The sequence below is a fragment of the Nocardia sp. FBN12 genome (genome assembly GCF_050320175.1).
Classification (GTDB): Bacteria; Actinomycetota; Actinomycetes; order Mycobacteriales; family Mycobacteriaceae; genus Nocardia.
Window position 1 is genome coordinate 2618402 of the sequence record NZ_CP190048.1, and the last position, 17389, is coordinate 2635790.

Sequence of the window (17389 nt, forward strand, 5' to 3'; positions counted from 1 at the left end):
CTGAAAGGAAGTTCACCATGCCTCGTCCGCGTCGATCGTATTCACCGAGTACCGGGTCGAAGCCGCGCACCGAGTCCACGGATTGTTGCGGTCGATGGGTGCGACGGGATTTGCTGGGACAACGCCGGCGCGGATCGCTGCGGTCGACCTTCAAGCACGAATGCTATTACCGGCACAGCTTCGCCACGAAAGCTGAAGTTGTTGCCGCGGTTGACAACTGGACGCGGTACTCCAATCATCGGCGGCGGCACTCGTCTATCGGGATGCGTTCACCCATCGATTATGAGTTGTCACTCAAGGCTGCCGCTCAGGCAAGCGAACCCCGTCCACCTATTCGGGGGAACCCCAAACTTACCGAGGACCTCGTGACCAGCGTAGTGGCGACGGGCCGTGCGAACCTGACCGATGCTCAATGGATGCGGCTGGTGCATTTGCTACCCCGGCTCGAGAAAACCGAACCAATCTGACAACGAGTCCTTGAGAAGGGTGTGAAATATCTTGGGGTGCAACGGCAATACTCGGTTCCGGCAAGGCGGATCGACAACTGCCAGCTGGAAGTCTTGTGCGCCTGCGCCACCAGAAGAGGCCGCACGCTGATCGATCGGCAACTGTATCTGCCGAAGTCGTGGACCGAGGACGCGCACGCTGGCGGGAGGCGAACGGCCCGATAGCGTGGAGTTTGCCACCAAGGCCACCCTCGCCAAGAAGATGCTCGCACGAGCATTGGACGGCGGGGTTTCGGCCCGCTGGGTGACCGCGAACGAGGCCTACGGCGGCGACTACAAGTTCCGGACCTGGCTCGAAACCCGCCATCGGGTACGTGGTGGCGGTGCCAGGTAGCCAGACTATCCCGATCACCGCGGGCTGCACCCGTGCCGACCACCTCGTCACGCAAGCACCGCCAAAGGCGTGGAAGCGCCTGAGCTGCGGTGACGGAGCGAAGGGACCGCGCATGCTCGACTGGGCGGTTACGTCGTCACTGCCGGTCTGCGAGTGGACCACCGCAGGCTGGAGCCGCTGGCTACTCGCACGACGACGGGCCCTCACCCCGAACAGCAAAGGCGACTTCGAGATCGCCCACTACAGTGCTATGCACCCACCGGCGCCAGCGACCACACCCTCTTCCGGGTCGCCGGCGCCCGCTGGGCCATCGAGGACTGCTTCCAGACCGCGAAAACCGAGATCAGCCTCGACCACTACCCGCCGATACGACGCCTGGTACCGCCACATCACCCTCGCCATGCTCGCCCAAACCTACCTCGCAGTCACGCAGCCATATCCCCAAACGCACTGGCGGCGAACTCCTCTCGCTCACCCTCGGCGAGATCCGCCGTCGCCTGGCACACGTGATCGCCCACCGCTCCGACCGCACTGCCCATCTGGCAGTGGTTGACCTGGCGCCGTCGGCACCAATACCGAGCCAGGAAAGCCCACTACCAGCGGAGATACCAATTACATAGCCAATTGCGGCTGGAGTACTAGGGACGCGGGGCCTGCGGGCTACCAGTCGAGCGCAGAATGGTTCTTCCGTTCTCGGACGAGCGCGCGACGCGGGTAAGCGCCATTGCGGCAAGTGCGGCGATCATCAGCGGCACGGTGACCGCGAGGTACATGGCACGGGCGTCGACCACGTTCAACGCGTAGCCCGCGACGACGGGCGCCATAATGGCGCCGCCTCGTCCGACACCCAGCATTGCGCCGTACCCCTTGGCCCGTGCGCGCAGGGGGTACACGGCGGTCGACGTTGCGACGTACCCGGTCAGGGCTGCGAATACGGTGCCACCGAGTATCGCGGCCAGCCACTGCGCGACGGGACCGTCGAGTGCGACTGCGAACGCGGCGACTGCCACACTTGCGATCACCGCGGCCGCCGCGGCGATCCGTGCGCCGAGGACTCGCACGCCGAGTGCACCGTAAACGCATCCTCCGATGACCTGACCGACCCCGACCATGATTCCGGCGAAGGCGCCACTGTCGGTGCTGCCGCTCACGTCCGAAATCAGCTGGGGGGTCCATGTTCCGATGAAGTAGTAGGCGGCGGCGATCATCGAGTAGCCCGAGGCGAGCAGGAGAGTCCGATAGCGGAGGTCGGGTCCGAGGAGACGCACGTCGACGTGGGTCTCGGAGGTCGTCTGCACGAAGTCGGTTGATTCGCGGAGGAGCACCGCAGTCAGGACGAGCGACAGGCAGCCGGCCGCAGCGCCGATCCAGAACAAGCCCTGCCACGCGCCACCTGCCATGGACATCAAGCCGGCCGAGGCGAAACCGGCGAGCATCGTACCGATTGGCGAGCCGATCATGATGACTCCCAGCGCCAGGCTGCGCCTGTTCTGAGATACGACTTCCTGGCCGAGCACGATGATGACAACGCTGATTGTTCCGATTGCGGCGCCGGTGACCAGGCGGCTCACGAGCAACGTCGCAAATCCTGTCGACAATGCGGAGCCTGCCAACCCGATCGTGTTCACCGCGAGCCCGGCGATCAGTACCCGGCGCCTCCCGAAGACGTCCGCGAACCGCGCGAGACCGATCGCGCCGATCGCCATGCCTGCGAGCGCAGCGCTGAGCAGGTATCCCTTCTGTGGGTTGGTGGCGAAACCTTCGGGAAGGTGAGGGAGCGTGAACCCTACGACGAGAAGGTCATATCCGTCGATCATGTTCAGGACTGTGCATAGTGCCACGATTACGACCTGGTACGAACGTGTATGTGGTTTCCTCACAATATTTTTCGCTGGAGCACGGTCGGTAGCATCACTCATGGCGGGCTGGGTCCATTCGTTGGATCGGCGGTACGGGCGGTGGCACGTCCGCGATGCCGGAAAGCGGGTTGGTACGGTCCGATTCGGCGTGCGCCGAACAGCAACGGGATCTGAGGTCAGGAGGCCGGCGCGGCAAGGAGACTCACGCGCTCGAGGCGGGCGGCGTCCCCTGCGGGTATGCAGCGGCGGCCTCGGTATCCGGACGCCTGGACGTCCGCACGGCGATCAGCAGCAACGCCATGGCCATCAGACCGGCGACACCTGCGAGCGCGAGCGCCACGCGATAGGAACCGAAGACATCGTAGGCAAGTCCCCACGCCGGAGCGCCCAGCGCGAGACCGACGCAGTTGCCGACGATCATCGTGCCGTACACGGCCGAGTAGCGTTGCGCACCCACGCACCGGGTGATGACGAGCGGTGCTGCGATCGTCGGCGCCGCGAGGGAGAGGGCGGCCACCGGCAGTAGGAGGTAGTAGCCGATCGTCCCGCTGTCGCCGAGCAGCGACAACCCGGGCAAGCCCACCACGTATGCGAGGCTCAGCAGGCCGAGCATCGTGTGAATTCCCCAGCGGTCGTTGATATAACCGAGCAGCGGCTTCACGACGAGGCTGAACACCGAGTAGTAGGAAACAAGTGCGCCGGCCATGGCTGGTGACAGGCCGTTGGCGCTGAACACGGCGGGCATGATCGCCGCGAAGGCCCCTTCGAAAGAGAAGATGGCAGCCGCGATCGTCACCAGGACGACCACGTTACGGATGCCGGCTCGCATAACTTTTCGCTGCTCGGCGGCCACCGTCCGAGGCGCATTCGTGCCGGGGATCGGAGGGTTCGAAATGAGGAAGATTCCCGGCAGCACTGTCAGCATCGCGATCAGGGCGGCAATGGTCAGCAGACCGGCTCGCCACCCCACTGCTTCGAGGAGAGGAGGAAAGACGAAACCCCAGGCGAACCCACCCAGACCCATTGCCGCCATGACGCCACCGAGCACGGTCCCACGCCGCTTGTGCAGATGCCACCCGACCACAATCGTCGTAGCGGCGAGGCTAGTGCATCCGCACAGGCCGATACCGACGGTGATCGACAGCAGGTAGAAGGTTGCGATGTTCGGTGCGAATGCCATACACACCATCGAGGCGGTGGCGAGCAGTCCGGAACAGACGACCACGATCTTGGTGCCGTGTGCGGCCATCAGCTTCCCCAAGGGGACCGACGAGAGGCCCATGGACACGGTGCTGATGCTGAACCAGACGAGGAACTGTGCGGCCGATACGTTGAAGTGCGCCGATCCGGGAACAACGAGGAACCCGAAGGCGAAGTTCAGGGAAACCGCGAGCATCAGTGAGAACGCGCCGATGGTTGACAGGGCACGACGTCGTCGATAACTCGGTGGTGGTCGATCGTCGACGAGATCATTGGTAATCGCGGTTGTCATACATTACTCCAGGAGGGGACCGAGTAGGACGAATGGGTATGGACAGGCCGAACCCGCGAGGTGTCGCGGGTAGCGACCGCTTCGCGACACCTCGCGCAGGATCAGCAAGTCCTCTGCGCCGAACTGGCGGAACCCATCTCGAGACACCCGCCCGGGACGCAGAGTTGGTTACGGTGCGGACCCGAGTCGGCCGGCTTCGGAGTCACGGATGGCGGTGCGTCTGACCTTCCCGGCGTCGTCACGAAGGCTCTCGCGCACGAGACGGTAGGAACGGGGTTGCTTGTATCGGACGAGCCGCTCGGCCACGTGCTGACGCAGCTCGTTTTCGGTCACCGGTCCGGTTATCTCGACGACAGCGTGCGCGATGTGGCCCAGATCGTGGTGAGGAATGCCGACGACCACGGCGGAAAGGACCTGCGGGTGCTCGAGGATCACGCCCTCGACCTCGGCAGGGAATATATTGGCACCGCCGGTGACGATCATGTCCGTGCGGCGGTCGCTGATGAAGAGATAGCCCTCCACATCGATCGAACCGAGGTCCCCGAAGGTGGTCCAATCGCCGACGGTCTTCGCCGTGGCACCGATGTAGCGGAACATCTTCGCGCCGTGCGGTGGCCGCATGTAGATCTCACCCACCTCACCGTGCGGTACCGGCTCCCCGGAGGCGTCGAGGACGCATATCTCTCCGAAGGCCGGCTTTCCGACCGAGCCGGGGTGCTCGAGCCATTCGGTGCCGCCGATGACCGTGGCAGCGACGTACTCGGTGCCGCCGTACATCTCCCATAGGCGATCGGGCCCCACGAGATCGATCCACGCCCGTTTGAGCCAGGAGGGGCACTGAGATGCCATGTGCCACACCGAACGTACTGAGCTCAGATCGGGCTCGTAGCCGCTCTCCTCGATGAAGCGCACGATCCGCTGCATCATCGTCGGAACGAGACTGACCACCTCCACGCGATGCGCTGCGATCGCCCCGAGTGTGGCCTTGGCGTCGAAGCGCTCCAGCATGATCACGTGGTTGCCCATCTGGAGCGCGACCATTGTCAGATGGAACGGCGTGTTGTGGTAGAGCGGTCCGGGTACGAGGACGACGCCCCCGTCGCGCAGGTGTGTCACCTTGCCCGTCTCCGGGTCGAGCGCCGAGTCCGGCCCGGCGACGATCAGTTTCGGCCGCCCCGTGCTACCGCCGGACGTCATTGCCTTCCACGCCGGTGCGACACGATCCGGGTGCGGCGCGTCCAGCAGCACGGGATCCGGATCGAAGCCCGCCGGTACGGAAACCGCTCCGGGGATCTCCTCCGCCACGCCGACGACGAGCGACGGGTTCGCGAGCTCGATGATGGCGGTGCGCTCGCGTGCCGGGAGCAGCGGAGACACCGGCTGCGGTATCGCACCGAGCTTCCATACAGCGAAGGCTGCGGTGACGAACTCGATCCCGTTCGGGAGGCCCGATGTGACGAGGTCGCCTGGGCGTACACCGAGTTTCGAGTACGCCCGGGCGAGCCGGTTCGCCCGCCGCTCGAGCTCGGCGTAGGTGATCGTCACTCCGGCGCAGGTAATTGCGTGCGCGTCCGGGTGTTTCGTGGCGCGCGCCGTCAGCTGGGTTCCGAGGGAAGCGAACATGGGACATCCTGGAAATAAAGGGATAATGAAGGCCGTTCCAGCCAGGTCAGGCCGGACGCGTCTCGGTGCTGGTCCAGCGTCGGTAATCGCTTCGTGCCTCCGCCACCAGAGCGGGCACATCACGCTCGAGCAGCACGCCCGTGGCGCACGCGTCACGAGCCGCCACCTCGAACCGCGCCAGATACGCTGCCTCGTCGCCGTACATCAGGGTGATGGCTGCCGGAGTGAAGGGGGTACTCGATCCGATGAGCCAGCTCAACAGGTCCGCTCCCAGCGGGACGGCATCATGGCGGGCCAGCGGCACCTGGATCTGCGGGAGCTGGATGCCACCTCTGGCCACGCCGAGGCGGTCACGCGAAACGGCGGATTCCACGAATTCGATCCGTGGCTGCACGGGCGGAGGCGGACCACCGTTCACCCAGGTCACCATGTGCCGGTACGCAGCTTCCAAGACGGGTAGGAACGGCACTCGGTTCATGCCGCGGCCGAGCAGCATGCGGTTGGGCGTGCCGAATTCCTTCTCACTGCGTTTCATGGCCCCGAGGACGTACTGCTCGGAGACATGAGTCGCCCCGGCCACCTCCCAGGTTCGGAACAGGTCGGTATCCGGCTGCCGAGCCGGCTGGTACACGGTGGCCTCGAGTTCGGTGTTGACGATCATCACCGGCACGTCCAGGTCGTCCCGCAACACGTTGGTGGCAGCGTGGTCCTCCGGCCCCGGAACCGTGTCCGGGTCGGTGAGGCTCAGGGTCGTGTCCCCGACGGTGAGCGACGGCCCGAAGCCGAAGTACAGCTCCAAGACGAATCCGTCATACGCACGCACCAACGGGTGTACAGCGTTGATGTAGGTTGCGACCCGGCCGGCGGATTGTGACTGCCCGTGCGCGATCAGTTTCCTGACCGGCAACCCTCCCATCGGATCCACGGACCGATCTCGAGCGGGACGAAGAGCACGGGCCGCCTGGGTGAAGATATCGAAGGAGTAGTCGTCCCCCGGGTGGAACAGCGACCCGTACCGCTCGGAATCCCGGTCGACGAGTCCACGATCATCTCCTGGTATTCCGTGAACACCCGTCCGTTGCACCGTGACTCCGACAGCAGCACTTCCGCTCTCCAGCATCTCGACGGTCAGTCCGGTCATGTTGTCGATGCCACCGGAGACGTTGTTCCAGCAGACGAAAGCCGTGCCGTTGAACCGCTGCGGGTCGGCCGGCCGGTAGACGACGATCCTGGTCTTGAACGCGGCACTCTCGACCGGCTCGGCGAGCCAGTGGCCGTCCCACCCGAACTCGGCGCCCGCGCCCGGCGTGTACCGCACGGCTTCTCCCTCGAGGAAGAATTCCTCTTCGACATAGCCGTATGAAGCCAGGTCGACCAGCGGAGGGTAGAAGACTCGCCCCGTCCCCCCGGTGACCGGGCCACTGACGACTGTCGTCTCGACACCATTCATGACTGCAACATCCTTTCGCTTTCGGTTGCCGGTACCGGGAGATCGGCGAGGTAGCCGGCACTCAACCCACCATCGACGGGGAGGACCGCTCCGGTGACGTTCGAGGCGTAATCCGACAGCAGGTACGTGATGGCGCGAGCCTGGTCCACCGGACGCGTGAGGCGTCCGAGCGGTGTCCGCGGCAGATAAAGCTTCTCCGGCACGATGCCCGTCGCGGCGGTAGCCGACCGCAGCATCGGCGTGTCGACCGGGCCGGGGCAGACCACGTTCACCCGGATTCCGCGCGGCCCCCAGTCGTATGCGAGCGATTTGGCCAGCCCGACAACCGCATGTTTGCTCGCGGCATAATTCGCGCGACCGTCCTGACCGCCGAGCGAATCGGTCGACCCGATCAGTACCATCGCGCCCTCGCCACGCGGCAGCATGCGTCGCGCCGCGAGCCTGGTCGTCAGGAACGTTCCGGTGACATTCACCGAGAGGACGGCTTCCCAATCCTGCACGGGCATCGACTCCGCGGGGGCCGGCTTGGCCAGACCCGCGCAGGTCACCACGCCGTAGACCGGCCCGAGCGATGATTCGGCACCGTCGATCGCCGCATCGACCGATTCTTCGTCACAGACGTCGGCGACGAACGCGCACGCGGTGCCGCCGGCGGCCTCGATCGCCGCGACCGCCGCCTTGCCGGAGTCCTGCCGCGACTCGACAATCGCGACCGCCGCGCCGTGCCGGGCCAGCTCGAGCGCTGCGGCGTGACCGATGCCGCCGCCGCCGCCGGTCACCAAGATGACGCGGCCTTTCAGACCGAAATCAACAGCCATGATCTTTACCTTGCTTCGGATGAGAACGGGTGGACAGATTCGGACCTATGGCCGCGCGAATCTCGGGTCGATGAGGTCGCCGAAGCGCACGCGATTGTGGGTGTGCGCTAGCTGATGCAGCGCGAACGACGTCTGCAGAGCCTGGGGTCGGCCCTGGGCATCCTGTGCGGCGTTGATCGATTCCTTGGTGAGCTTGAGGGCGAACAACGGCATCCGGGCGATCCGCTCCGCGAGCTCCAGCGCGGTATCCTCGAGTTCGGCACGGGGGACCACACGGTTGATCATGCCGAGGCGGAACGCGTCAGCTGCGGTGACCACGTCGGAGGTGAAGAGCATTTCCTTGGCCCGGCGGACACCCAGCTCCCACGGGTGGTGGAAGAACTCGACGCCGTTCACGCCCATAGCGACGGTGTTGTCGATGAATTGTGTGTCGTCGGCGGCGATGATGAGGTCGCACGGCCAAGCCAGCATCAGGCCGCCCGCGATGACCTTGCCGTGGACCGCGGCGATGGTGGGCTTGGGGATGTTGCGCCATCGCTCGGAGAACCCGAGGTATATCTCCTTCTCGCGGGCCATATGCCCTTCGGCACCCGCGCAGCCGAACCCGCACCAGGTGCCGACCGTCTCGTGCGCCGCCATCGCCGCTGGGTAGTCCTGCTCGCGCAGGTCGTGCCCGGAGGAGAAGTGCGGCCCCTCGGCGGCGAGCACGATCACCGAGACGTCGTCGTCTTGCGCGGCGCGGTCGAAGGCTGCGTTCAGGTCGTACAGGAGTTCGGTGTCCTGTGCATTGCGGGTTTCGGGCTTCGCGAGCGTGATCTGTGCGACGCGGGGCCGGACGATGTCGTACCGGATGACGTCAGAGATGCTGTCCGACATGGTCACTGGTTCTCCTCTTGCGGGGCGAGCGACGCCGGCATCGCTGCGAGCAATGCGTCGGCGCGGTCGCGGATGGGCCCTGCCGAGACGTTCTCGGTAAGGATGTATGGACGGTCTCCGATGATTGCCGCGGTCACCATTTCGCCCACCTCCGACGGGGGAATTCCCTGCTCGTTCAGCGATTCGTGCGCGGTGTCGAGGATCGAAGCGATCCTGCGGGAGTGCGCGGGGGCGTTCTCGGGTCGCCGTCGGCGGGTGTTGTCGACGATGCCGGTCGCTACCGGCCCCGGACACAGCACGCTCACACCGATGCCGTGGTGCGCCAACTCCAGGCGGAGCGAGTCGCTGAGCCCGACGACCGCGAACTTCGATGCGTGGTAGAGGAATCCGGACCTGTACAGCAGTCCGGGCCCACCGACGTACAGGCCGGCGACCGACGAGGTGTTCACGATATGGCCCGTGTGCTTGCGCTGGATCATCCGCGGCACGAACGCCTGGATACCGTTGTAGACACCGCCCGCGTTGACGCCCATCACGTAGTCCCACATGGTGTGATCCATCTGCGAGGGCGATATCGAGTCGAGCACTCCGGCGTTGTTCACCACTATGGTCACGGAGCCGAGCGCGGCTTCGGCGGCGTCGGCGACCTCGGCGTAGGCGCCACGGTCGCGAACGTCGAGCCGGTACGCCCGCACCTCGGTGATCTGTGCCAGCTCGTCCGCCGCCCGGTCGAGTGCGTCCCGGTCGACGTCGGCGATCGCGACGGCGACGTTGCGCTCGGCCAATGCGCGGGCGATGCCGAAGCCGATGCCGCGGGCACCGCCGGTGATGAAGGCGGTACGGCCCGATAGCGTGATCACTGAACACTCTCGTGTGGCTCGATATGCTCGGGTGCGTGGGCATCCACCACCAGCAGGGGTTCGCCGTGGTTGACGGTGTCGCCGACACTCGCGTGGACCTCGGTGATCCGTCCGGTGATCGGCGACGGGACCGGGACGAGCATCTTCATCGCCTCGAGGACGACGAGCTGGTCGCCCTCTTCCACCAGCGCGCCGACCTTCGCATGCACCGTTGTCACCGAACCGGTGGTCGGGCTGGTGACGACGCGACGGGATACGCTGTCCGCCTCGTCGTCCGCCGAGATCCCAGCGAGCCATGGGTTGGCGCCGGCGAGGGCGACGCGCGCTTCCTCCACGTCGACAGCGGCCGTGGAGCCGGGGGCGAACGGCACCCGGACGGCACGCCCGTCGATGGTGACGGTGTGTGTGTCCACGAGCCCGACCGACGTCGGGGGCCGCACCGCGGCGACTGCCGGGGTGCGGGGAGTGAGGTCGAGGTCGCCGCGCTCCAGATGCTCGGTCAGCCACCGTGTCGTGACCGGCGCGCTCGCGAAGTCCGGGTGGGCGACGATCGCGCGGGCGAGCCGGACCGTGGTGTCGACCCCGGCAATCTGCACGGAGTCCAGCGCTGCGACCGTGCGCTGCAGACATGCCGCCCGATCCGGTCCCCAGACGATGAGCTTGCCGAGGAGTGAGTCGTACCCGCCGGTCACCGTGTCGGTCGCGCGGTAGCCGGCGTCGAAGCGGACGCCGGGTGCGTGCGGCACCGAGAACGCGTCCAGTTGTCCGAGGGACGGAAGGAATCCGTGCTCGACGTCCTCGGCATTGATTCGCACCTCGAGGGCGTGACCGCGTGGTTCGCCCTCGGCCACCGATAAAGGCTCACCGGCGGCGATGCGCAGCTGCTCGCGGACGATATCGACACCGAAGACTTCTTCGGTCACCGGATGCTCGACCTGGATACGCGCGTTGATCTCCATGAAGTAGTAGCGGTCGCAGGTGACGAGGAACTCGACGGTGCCCGCGCCGGTGTATCCGATCGAGCGCAGCAAGGTGCGCGACGACATGTGCAGCCCGTCGCGGACGGCGTCGGCCAGTCCGGGAGCCGGGGCCTCCTCGAGGAGTTTCTGGTTGCGGCGCTGCACGGAGCAGTCGCGGTCGCCGAGAATCGCGATCCCGCCGTGGGTGTCGGCGAGCACCTGGACCTCGACGTGCCGCGTCGTATCGAGATACTGCTCGCAGAAGACCGCGTCGGACCCGAAGGCGAGCACAGCCTCCTCGCGGCATTCCCCGAGTGCGGCGGCGGCGTGCTCGGCGTCGGCGACCAGGCGCTGACCTCGCCCGCCGCCGCCGTTCGCGGCCTTGAGCAGGAGGGGCCAGCCGTGGGCCGCGCCGAACCGGACGATCTCGTCCTCGTCCTCGATGTAGCCCTCGCTCGCGGCGACCACCGGGACGCCGCAGGCGGTCGCGGCGCTGCGGGCCCGGACCTTGTCGCCCGCCAGCGCGATCGCTTCCGGCGACGGTCCGACGAAGGTCATCCCGGCCTCGGTCACCAGACGCGCGAACTCCGCGTCCTCGGCGAGGTAGCCGTACCCGGGATGAACGGCGTCGCAGCCGGTCTCCCGGGCCAGGCGAACGAGTTCGCCTGCATCGAGGTAGGTCCGTGGTCCGGCGCTCAGCTCGACGGTATCGTCGCACAGCGTGAGGTGGTACGGCGCCTCGCCGGCCGCGTGCAGGCCGACGCTCTCGATGGAGGCGTCCCGGCAGGCCCGGGCGATGCGCACCGCGATCTCGCCACGGTTGGCGATCAGCACTCGCTTCAGCATGGCGTCTCCTAGATGGGTGAGATGGATCGGAACCGGGCAACCCGGCCGTTCGTGCGACGGTCCGAGATCGCCAGGGTGTGCATGATGCGAGCGCGGGTCTCCGACGGTTCGATCACGTCGTCCAGGCCGAATCCCTCTGCCCCACGCAACGCGCCCACGCGGTCGCGGACCTCGGCGATGAGCTGCGCGCGCCGGGCCTGCGGGTCTTCGGCCGCGGCGTAGTCGCGTCGGTACGCCACGTCGATGGCGCCCTCGATCGACATCGCACAGATCTCCGCGGTCGGCCACGCCACCGCGAGGTCCGCATCGAAGCTACGACCACCGCACATCGCGACATACCCGCCGCCATAACCCTTGCGCATGATGACGCTGATCCGCGGGACGGTCGCGACGCCCAGCTCATAGAGGAGCCGGCCGCTGCGGCGCGGTAGCTGGCTGGTCGTCGATCCGGTGCCCACCAGGAAACCGGGGACATCGACGAGGAACACCAGCGGCAGGCCGAACGCGTCGCACCAGGCCACGAAATGTGCAGCCTTCTCACAGGCGGGGCTGTCCATCGCACCGCTCAGGTGGAGGGGCTGGTTGGCGATGATGCCGACCGGACGACCGTCGACGCGAGCCAGGGCCGTGACGATATTGGGTGCGAACGCCGGCTTGATCTCGAACACCGACTCCGCGTCGGCGACACCGCGGACGGCCGTCCTCATGTCGTATGCCTCGGACATATTGAGCGGAACGAGCGTGTCGAGCGTCCCCGAGGCGGGGTCGGGGCGGATATCCGACCGGATTCGCGGAGGTGCCTGCTCGCAGTTGGTCGGCAGGTATCCGAGCACAGCGCGCAGCGAGTCGAGCGCCTCACGCTCCGATGCCGCAACGTAGTCGACGACACCGAGTGAGCCCTGGAGGTCGGCGCCACCGAGCGTCTCCTTGTCGATCTTCTCGCCGGTCGCCGCCTCGACGAGGGCCGGGCCCCCCATTCCCATGGACGAGGTCCCGCGGACCGCGACCACATAGTCGGACAGCGCCGCGAAGTTCGTCGGCCCCCCGAAGCTCGGCCCGAGGATCGCCGTCACCATCGGGACGTATCCCGAGAGGTCGGCGAAACCCTGGAAGAACCCGTGGCCGCCCCAGGCGTAGTCGCGGCTGTCGAGCCCTTCACTGATCCGGTGTCCCCCGCCTTCCATCAGCAGGACGAGCGGAATGCCGTACCGCAGGGACGTCTGTATCGCGTGCTGCACTTTCAGCCCTCCGACTGCCGCCTGGCTGCCGCCGGAGACCATGTAGTCGAAGCTCACGACCGACACGGGCCGGCCGTCGACGATACCGGTGCCGGTCACGACACCATCCGCGAGCGACGTCGCATCCGGTCCCGTTTCCTCCACCGGTAGGCCGAAACCGCCGTATTCGGCGAAGGTGCCCGCGTCCAGGAGATAGTCGATCCGCTCGCGCGCGGTTGCCTTGCCGAGGTCGTGCTGCCGGTCTACCGACGCCGTGCGCGCCGCGTCGCTGATAATGAGTCGGCGCGTCTGTAGCGCGCCCGGGTGATCTGCCATCGTCGTATCCCTTCAGCCCGCCGACGCCTCGGCCTCGGCCGAGGCGGGCCAGTAGCGTTCGCGCAGGCGCCGTTTGAATATTTTCCCGGTCTCCTCGCGTGGGAGATCGTCGTCGAGCACGACGAGCGACGGGACCTTGTACTTCGCGAGGTTGGCGCGCACATGGCCGGTGATATCGGACGCGGTCAGTGGCGATCCCGGCCGCAGCTCGACATGAGCGGCAAGGTGCTCCCCCAGGTCTTCGTTCGGAACGCCGATAACGGCGACATCGACGACGTCGTCGAGGCCGAGGATGACGTTCTCGATCTCCTTGGGGTAGATGTTGACTCCGCCGGAGATCACCATGTCGGTCGCCCGATCGGTGAGGTAGAGATAGCCGTCGGCGTCCTCGTACCCGATATCGCCGAGCGTGATGTAGCCGTCCACCTCCACCGAACGGCGCTTCTGTGCGTCGCGGTGGTAGGTGAAGTCGGGCCACGGCGCCATCGACTTGAGGTAGATCCGACCCGGCTCGCCGATCTCCGCCGGCGTTCCGTCGTCGCGAAGGATGCGGAAATCACCGTCCTCGAAGCGACGGCCCACAGAGCCGGGGTGGCGCAGCCACTCCTCGCTCGAGCAGGCGACCACCGGTCCCGTCTCGGTGCCACCGTAGAAGTCGTGGAAGACCGGGCCGAGCCACTCGATCGCGGCTTTCTTCAATTCCGCGGGGAACGGCGCGGCACTGTGCGGGACCGACTTCAGTGTGGATACGTCGTAGGACTCCCGAATCGCCGGATCCAGGCTCATCAGTCGCCGGATCATGGTCGGGACGACCTGGGCGTGGTGGATCGGCTCGTCGGCGACCGACCGGAGGAACTCGACCGCGTCGAACTTGGGCATCACCACGATGTTCATGCCCAGGGCGGCGGCGAATGTCGCCTGATAGAGCGGCGAGGCGTGGTAGAGCGGAGCCGTCACCAGCGTCGTCCACGACGGGTCGTCCATCCGGTACGCCTTGCCCATGTTCCGGGCCAGCCCCTCGGGATCCTCGACTCGGTTACGCACGACCCCTTTGGAGAACCCGGTCGTGCCCGAGGTGTAGATGAGGCCGAGCGAGGGGGTGATCACCGTGTCCGGCACCGGTTCCGTCGCTTCGATCAGCGTCTCGAGGACCTCGTACCTGCCGGTAGGTCCGGGCTTGTCCACGCCGTACGCACGAGCGACGAACTCGGGGACCTCGACTTCGACAATCGTCGACGACTCCGGCTTGTGGACCTCGACCGCGTCGAGGAGATCGCTGTGGACGAGGATGACCTTGCTCTCGCTGTCGCGCAGGATGTGTTCGAGGTCGGCACCGGTCCAGTGCCAGTTGACGGGGACCGGAATAGCGCCGATCGACGTGGCCGCCAGAGCGGCCTCGACGTACGTGAGTTCATTGCGCATGACGATCGCGTACCGGTCACCGGTCCGCAATCCGCGCTCGCGCAGGACGGCGGCGATCCGCAGCGACCGTTCCTTGGCCTGTGCGGCCGTGCGGAACTGATCGCCGGATCGCAGGTACTGCTCAGCCATGATGTGGCCCTTCCTCATGCTGTTTGCGCGGTTTTTCCGCTGATTCGGGGGCGGGCATTGCCGCGTCGGTGGCGCCACTGTCGGTGATCGACAGGGCGATCGCCGACGAGTACGACGAGGCGCCGGCATCGACCGGCAGGACCGTTCCGGTGACCCAGCGCGATGCCGGGCTCGCCAGCCACACCACGGCCTCGGCAACGTCCCAGCCGGTGCCCTCGGTCCCCAGCAGGTTGAGCGACGCGCGAGTCTCCCGGAATGCGGCGCCGGCACCGGACTTCGTCGCCACCATCGGGGTGTGGACCAGACCGGGGGCAACGGCATTGACGCGGACGCCCTGTCTCCCGTGGTGCGCGGCCATCGCCCGGGTCAGACTCAGCACGGCACCTTTGGTCGTCGCGTAGGCGATCCCGGCGTGGCCGCCGCGGATACCGGCGAGCGACGACATATTGATGACCGAGCCGCCGGCGCCCGCGGCCATCACGGGCACGACATGCCGGGAAACGAGGAGCATCGAGGTCAGGTTGACGTCGATGCACCGGTTCCAGGCATCGAGATCGACGTCGACAACGGTGCCCGCCGGGCCTGCGACACCCACGTTGTTGAACAGGACATCGATGCGGCCCCAGCGGTCGACGACGTCGGCGACGGCAGCCGCAACGCCCGCGTCTTCGGTGACGTCGCAGCGGTAGGCCGCCGCGGTGCCTCCGCGTTCGGTGATCATCTCCTCGGTGCGTACCACCGAGTCGCCGACGTCGACCAGGGCGACCTTCGCCCCCGCTGCCGCGAGTCGGATGGCCGCCGCACGACCGTTGCCGATGCCGTCGCCGGCTGCTCCGGCACCAGTGACGATCGCGACCATCCCTTCGCACGTCGTGTTCACAGGTGTACTCCTCGGGCTGTCGGGTGAAGGTCGGTCGAGGTGTCCGGGCCGGCCGCTCGATCCGCGTCGGGAGGTGCCGCCGCGGAAGCGATCTGGAAGCGACGGATCTTGCCGACACTTGTCCGGGGAAGCGCGTCGACCAACACCCAGTCGTGGGGTCGAGCGGACGGCGCGAGGTTCTCCGCGGCCCACGCGGCGAGCTGCGCCGGCTGCGGTGGATCGCTCGGGTCGCGGGCGACGATGTAGGCGACCGGGACGACATCGCGTACGGGATCCGGCCGGGCCACGACCGCGGCCTCGAGTACACCGGGCGCCTGGGCGACCGTCGCCTCGACTGCGGTCAGGCTGACGTTCTCGCCGGCTACCTTGACGACATCGTCGGCACGACCGATGAAACGCACTACTCCCTCGGTGTCGGTCGCGACCACATCACCGGTCGAGAACCAGGTGTCGCCGTCAGCGGTGTGCAAGGCGCCAGCAGTCGCCTCCGGATCGTCGAGGTATTCGAGGAACAAATCGATACCCGGTGTACCGCACACGGAGAGCATCCCGGGCTCGTCGATGTCAGCCGGTCGATCGGTGCCGGGGCTCTCGACGCGGATACGTCGCCCCAGCGGGCGGCCTATGACATCGGCGCGTGGCGTATCGCTCGTGTCCGCGCATACCACCGCGACCGATTCGGTCAGGCCGTAGAGCTGGCGGGGCCGGGTCCCCACCAGCTCGGCGAACCGCTCGTAATGTTCGGCACCGAGATTCTGCGCGAACCACACGTGTTCGAGCGTCAACGGCTCGATATCACCGGGACAGCGGGCAAGAATCATTCGAATCGGGGCGGCGAACAGGCTCGCGTGGGTGACCTCGAGTTCGCGCGCCTGAGCTACCCAGCCCGAGGCGCTGAACGTGGCCGCGAGTGCGACGCTCGCGCCGATCGCGATCGCCGGCGCGAAACAGTAGTACTGGGCGTTGGCATGGAACAGCGGGAGCGTGACGAACCAGCGGTGGTGCGGCCGGAGATCGACGGCCTGCGCCATTGTGGCGGCCACGTGCGCGTAGTTTCCCTGCGTGAGCACAACGCCCTTGGGCTCGGACGTGGTGCCCGAAGTGAACATCACCGAGAGCCGGTCCGACGGGGTGGCGTCTGCCCCAGGCGCTGCACCGTCCCCGCGCACAAGGCAGGCACCGGAGTCGAGGTCGGAGGCGTCCTCAGCCAGCACGAACAACAGCGGGACCGCGTCGCCTGCACCCGCACGGTAGATATCGGCGCGCGGCACGCCGCAGACCCCGACCACCGGGCGCACACGATCGACCTGGCGGGCGACGTCGCGCGCTGACGAAGCCGGGTCGACCGGCACCAGGCACGCGCGCAGCCGGGCGGCCGCGAGCCAGAGCGCGACGAACGCCGGGCAGTTACGTAGCACTACGTGCACCGATGTGCCCGGACGGACTCCCGCGTCCGTGAGAGACCTCGCCACCTTGCCGACGATCGCGTCGAACTCGCGATACGACCACTGCGTCACCCCGCTCGTCTCGGAGCAAAAGACAAGAAACGGACGCTCACCGTGCTCGTGCACCGTGGTCGCCCATGTCCGGGCGAAGACCTCGCATGACACTGTTTCCCTCCATTGGGTCAGGACATGCAGATCCGCGAGTGCACACGAAGGTGCGAAAAGTAAGAGGCCTGCAAGCCGGCGAAACGATTCCGTCGAGTGCGGATTGCCGATCCACCAACCGAATGGTGTGATCCGCGCTACTCCCGACGAGATCGAGTTTCTATGCCCACAA

General features: G+C 66.8%; 13 protein-coding genes and 1 pseudogene. 2 read left to right on the forward strand and 12 right to left on the reverse strand.

What is annotated here, in order from left to right:
- The first annotated feature begins 17 nt into the window (after positions 1-17).
- Both ACQHI0_RS12720 and ACQHI0_RS12725 read left to right on the forward strand, forming a co-directional pair.
- Positions 18-467, forward strand: a complete 450-nt coding sequence (locus tag ACQHI0_RS12720) for an integrase core domain-containing protein (protein WP_427908137.1) — start codon at positions 18-20, stop codon at positions 465-467.
- Positions 468-476: 9 nt separating this feature from the next.
- Positions 477-1350: pseudogene (locus ACQHI0_RS12725) on the forward strand (IS701 family transposase); the annotation flags it as partial.
- 128 nt (positions 1351-1478) lie between these two features.
- Here the strand turns inward: ACQHI0_RS12725 and ACQHI0_RS12730 are convergent.
- The 12 genes from ACQHI0_RS12730 to ACQHI0_RS12785 form a co-directional block, all read right to left on the reverse strand.
- On the reverse strand, positions 1479-2759 hold the full coding sequence (locus ACQHI0_RS12730) for an MFS transporter (protein ID WP_427908138.1): 1281 nt from the start codon (positions 2757-2759) through the stop codon (positions 1479-1481).
- A gap of 142 nt (positions 2760-2901) precedes the next feature.
- Positions 2902-4191 carry an MFS transporter gene (locus tag ACQHI0_RS12735; protein ID WP_427908139.1) on the reverse strand — a complete coding sequence of 430 codons (1290 nt, stop codon included), beginning with the start codon at positions 4189-4191 and terminating at the stop codon, positions 2902-2904.
- A gap of 168 nt (positions 4192-4359) precedes the next feature.
- Complete coding sequence (locus ACQHI0_RS12740; protein WP_427908140.1) at positions 4360-5814, reverse strand: AMP-binding protein; 1455 nt, start codon at positions 5812-5814, stop codon at positions 4360-4362.
- Positions 5815-5860: 46 nt separating this feature from the next.
- A complete protein-coding gene (locus tag ACQHI0_RS12745; RefSeq protein WP_427908141.1) occupies positions 5861-7264 on the reverse strand; it encodes an alpha/beta hydrolase domain-containing protein in 1404 nt (467 codons plus the stop codon).
- On the reverse strand, positions 7261-8082 hold the full coding sequence (locus tag ACQHI0_RS12750) for an SDR family NAD(P)-dependent oxidoreductase (protein WP_427908142.1): 822 nt from the start codon (positions 8080-8082) through the stop codon (positions 7261-7263). Before ACQHI0_RS12750 ends, ACQHI0_RS12745 begins: the two co-directional genes overlap by 4 nt.
- 45 nt (positions 8083-8127) lie before the next feature.
- Positions 8128-8958 (reverse strand): enoyl-CoA hydratase, encoded by an 831-nt coding sequence (locus ACQHI0_RS12755; protein ID WP_427908143.1) that lies wholly within the window; start codon positions 8956-8958, stop codon positions 8128-8130.
- A gap of 2 nt (positions 8959-8960) precedes the next feature.
- Positions 8961-9818: an SDR family oxidoreductase gene (locus tag ACQHI0_RS12760; RefSeq protein ID WP_427908144.1), complete on the reverse strand. Its 858-nt coding sequence runs from the start codon at positions 9816-9818 to the stop codon at positions 8961-8963.
- A complete protein-coding gene (locus tag ACQHI0_RS12765) occupies positions 9815-11623 on the reverse strand; it encodes an acetyl/propionyl/methylcrotonyl-CoA carboxylase subunit alpha (RefSeq protein WP_427908145.1) in 1809 nt (602 codons plus the stop codon). The genes ACQHI0_RS12760 and ACQHI0_RS12765 overlap by 4 nt, the downstream gene beginning before the upstream one ends.
- An 8-nt stretch (positions 11624-11631) precedes the next feature.
- On the reverse strand, positions 11632-13176 hold the full coding sequence (locus ACQHI0_RS12770) for an acyl-CoA carboxylase subunit beta (RefSeq protein WP_427908146.1): 1545 nt from the start codon (positions 13174-13176) through the stop codon (positions 11632-11634).
- A gap of 12 nt (positions 13177-13188) precedes the next feature.
- Complete coding sequence (locus ACQHI0_RS12775) at positions 13189-14727, reverse strand: AMP-binding protein (RefSeq protein ID WP_427908147.1); 1539 nt, start codon at positions 14725-14727, stop codon at positions 13189-13191.
- Positions 14720-15607: an SDR family NAD(P)-dependent oxidoreductase gene (locus tag ACQHI0_RS12780; protein WP_427908148.1), complete on the reverse strand. Its 888-nt coding sequence runs from the start codon at positions 15605-15607 to the stop codon at positions 14720-14722. Before ACQHI0_RS12780 ends, ACQHI0_RS12775 begins: the two co-directional genes overlap by 8 nt.
- A complete protein-coding gene (locus ACQHI0_RS12785) occupies positions 15604-17217 on the reverse strand; it encodes a class I adenylate-forming enzyme family protein (protein WP_427908149.1) in 1614 nt (537 codons plus the stop codon). Before ACQHI0_RS12785 ends, ACQHI0_RS12780 begins: the two co-directional genes overlap by 4 nt.
- Positions 17218-17389 lie beyond the last annotated feature (172 nt).

Coding starts and splice junctions, on each gene's coding strand:
- ACQHI0_RS12735 (WP_427908139.1), bottom strand. CDS start 4,191: ATGACAACCGCGATTACCAATGATCTCGTCGACGATCGACCACCACCG.
- ACQHI0_RS12775 (WP_427908147.1), bottom strand. CDS start 14,727: ATGGCTGAGCAGTACCTGCGATCCGGCGATCAGTTCCGCACGGCCGCA.
- ACQHI0_RS12770 (WP_427908146.1), bottom strand. CDS start 13,176: ATGGCAGATCACCCGGGCGCGCTACAGACGCGCCGACTCATTATCAGC.
- ACQHI0_RS12745 (WP_427908141.1), bottom strand. CDS start 7,264: ATGAATGGTGTCGAGACGACAGTCGTCAGTGGCCCGGTCACCGGGGGG.
- ACQHI0_RS12755 (WP_427908143.1), bottom strand. CDS start 8,958: ATGTCGGACAGCATCTCTGACGTCATCCGGTACGACATCGTCCGGCCC.
- ACQHI0_RS12720 (WP_427908137.1), top strand. CDS start 18: ATGCCTCGTCCGCGTCGATCGTATTCACCGAGTACCGGGTCGAAGCCG.
- ACQHI0_RS12740 (WP_427908140.1), bottom strand. CDS start 5,814: ATGTTCGCTTCCCTCGGAACCCAGCTGACGGCGCGCGCCACGAAACAC.
- ACQHI0_RS12765 (WP_427908145.1), bottom strand. CDS start 11,623: ATGCTGAAGCGAGTGCTGATCGCCAACCGTGGCGAGATCGCGGTGCGC.
- ACQHI0_RS12750 (WP_427908142.1), bottom strand. CDS start 8,082: ATGGCTGTTGATTTCGGTCTGAAAGGCCGCGTCATCTTGGTGACCGGC.
- ACQHI0_RS12730 (WP_427908138.1), bottom strand. CDS start 2,759: ATGAGTGATGCTACCGACCGTGCTCCAGCGAAAAATATTGTGAGGAAA.